We start from the raw sequence: 2,322 nt of genomic DNA, 5'->3' as shown, positions 1-2,322 counted from the left end.
TAATAGGCAAGGTTCTTTTGCGGAGGTTAAGAAAAAGCAAAGTGACCAAAAACCGTCCGGAAATTTCTGAGGTTTGCGGCTAGAACCCCATATTCAAATATCTGTATCACTATTGCTTCGCTAAAAAATCCAAATTTGGTAGTTCCGAATAAAAAACATAGCTATAAGGAAAGCGCTCCTTTATGGTGGGAACCACACATTTTATTAGATTAAGCTGAAATCCCCCTTTTTGTCAGTTCTTCCACAGGACCCCTAAGAGTCTAAAAGATGAGCCTCATTTTAAAGATCGAGTTTTGTCTGGCTCATTTGGAATCAAAATTGATAAGAATAAAGTCATTACCATACCTCATTTAAATATTGTACAAATTGAGGATGGAGTAGTTTATGCAGGTACTTTAAAACCGTTTGCTAGGTTAATACCTGCCTTTAGAGTGAGTTAGTTTTTAATGCTCTCAATTCATGAAGAAACGTTTAAGTTTGTTTATGAATTGAGGCTATCTATTATTACCATATTCGGAATTTCCATAGACTGGTTTGGTAATTATCAAACAAGATTATATAAGAAGTAGAATTCACCCATAACATACTTCCAACACCAACATGTTACATTACTTTGGTGATGGGAGCATGCTACGGAATCTCAAGTTTTTTAAAGATTAAACAGAAAACCCGTAATGTGTCCCATTAGGAAGTTCTACATCAAGGCGCAGTTTTCCTCCTGTCGCTTCAACATAGCGTTTGAGAGATGAAAGTTTCAAGTCCCTCCCGCGCTTTTCCATCTCAGCCACTGTGGGCTGCTTAATTCCAAGAGTTTGAGCAACTTCTACTTGAGTTTTTTGTACAAGCTCGCGCAATTCAGCCAGATGAATATTAAGCAACATGTCCGCAGCTTTTTCCCGAGCTTCTGCAATAATTTCTGGTTTTTCCTCTGCCAAAAGCTGTTCAAGAGTTCTAGCCATAATGGTTACTCCTTCTTAAGTCGTTCCAGATGTGCCGTAAACTCACGGTCAGCAATCGGGATCATTACATCATAAAATCGTTTCTCTTTACCTGTCTTGTTGCCAGCACAAAGCAAAATTCCTCTCCTTGTAGGATCGAAAGCGAAAAACACCCTAATCGGATCGCCTTTGCTTTGAACCCTAAGCTCCTTCATATTGTTGTGGCATGAACCATTAACCGTGTCTGCATGTGGCCTGGACAGCATGGGTCCTTTCTCCTGAAGTACAAAGATTGACGCAAGTACGTCGGCTCTGTTGGTATCATCTAAGGCACTAAACCATTCATCGAAAGTATCTGTCGTTTCGATTGCCCACATGCTTTCATCCTATTTTAAATATAGGTTATATACTATATAGATTCAAACCTATAGTCAAGAAATTTGTTGTCGCAGTATGTCCTCTATAAAAACGGGGGTTGCTAAACAGTATCCTACTCTTCTCAATGCTCTATGCAATGAACTACCCAACCACTGAGTTGACCGTTAATTCTTGCATTCGATATATAAAATCCACCTAAAGATGTCGCTTTTGTTCTTATACTTTAATTGTTACTCAAAACTCCCAATCCCCATATCATCTGTAGTTATCTTTCGATTGCATCTAAAGCATATTGTTCCCACTTCCTGCATTTTTCCGTTTCTATCTAATGGATGAGCATAAGAAGGTGTTTGTGTAAAACGTCTTACAGCTCCTCTTAACTTTTCTAAGACATCCCCCTCTGTAGGGTGAAGAGTTTTCTCGATAATTCGGGAATCTATAATACATGGATCTTCTATATCTACCAGGCCATGATACTGACCTTTATATTCGCTTATATCAAATTTACATTTATGGCCGTCTATAACTTCCGTATATGTATTCATAAACTTGCTCCATTATATTTAGTGAGTATAGACGCGTTATAAAAACAAATATCAAAAAATTCCATTGGTAAAACCTAAGACAGCGTCTCATTAAACGACGGTTTTTCAATAATGCAAATTGCTATAAGAGAGTACCTTAACTATCGCCCTACCCCCCTTCAAATTCCCATTTCAATATCAAAGTTTCAAAAAGTCGATGAAGGTTGGTGTTTCTAATAGAGTTCAGAAAAACCACCGTTTAAATTAACAATTGAAAATTGTGTTTATTTGACCATTGCCGTATTACATTAGTTCAATTAACTGTTTCACTGAATATGTTTAATATATACTGAGGTTCAAGGTTTATTTGAACTACTTATTATCGGGTAAAAAGCAGCAAATCTCACTGAGCCATCGTTTCCAATAAATTCTGCTGTTTGAACAAATTTAAACCGATTCATAGACTGTTATGGAACTGCCAT

The 2,322-nt window shown here is 37.3% G+C and carries 3 protein-coding genes; all 3 read right to left on the bottom strand.

The annotated features are described in order from the left end of the window. Positions 1-656: 656 nt before the first annotated feature. The 3 genes from Lfee_RS06220 to Lfee_RS06210 all read right to left on the bottom strand — a co-directional run bounded on the left by Lfee_RS06220 (position 657) and on the right by Lfee_RS06210 (position 1,861). Positions 657-959 carry a helix-turn-helix domain-containing protein gene (locus Lfee_RS06220; protein WP_058444979.1) on the bottom strand — a complete coding sequence of 101 codons (303 nt, stop codon included), beginning with the start codon at positions 957-959 and terminating at the stop codon, positions 657-659. Positions 960-964: 5 nt separating this feature from the next. Next, positions 965-1,315 (bottom strand): type II toxin-antitoxin system RelE/ParE family toxin, encoded by a 351-nt coding sequence (locus Lfee_RS06215; protein ID WP_058444977.1) that lies wholly within the window; start codon positions 1,313-1,315, stop codon positions 965-967. Between the two features lie 231 nt (positions 1,316-1,546). Further along, the gene (locus Lfee_RS06210) at positions 1,547-1,861 is read right to left on the bottom strand and encodes a hypothetical protein (RefSeq protein WP_058444974.1); all 315 of its coding nucleotides are present in this window, start codon (positions 1,859-1,861) and stop codon (positions 1,547-1,549) included. Between the last annotated feature and the right edge of the window lie 461 nt (positions 1,862-2,322).

Source organism: Legionella feeleii (genome assembly GCF_001467625.1).
Taxonomy (GTDB): Bacteria; Pseudomonadota; Gammaproteobacteria; order Legionellales; family Legionellaceae; genus Tatlockia; species Tatlockia feeleii.
Note: the sequence above shows the minus strand (reverse complement) of the source record. Positions and strands in the feature narration are given on the sequence as shown.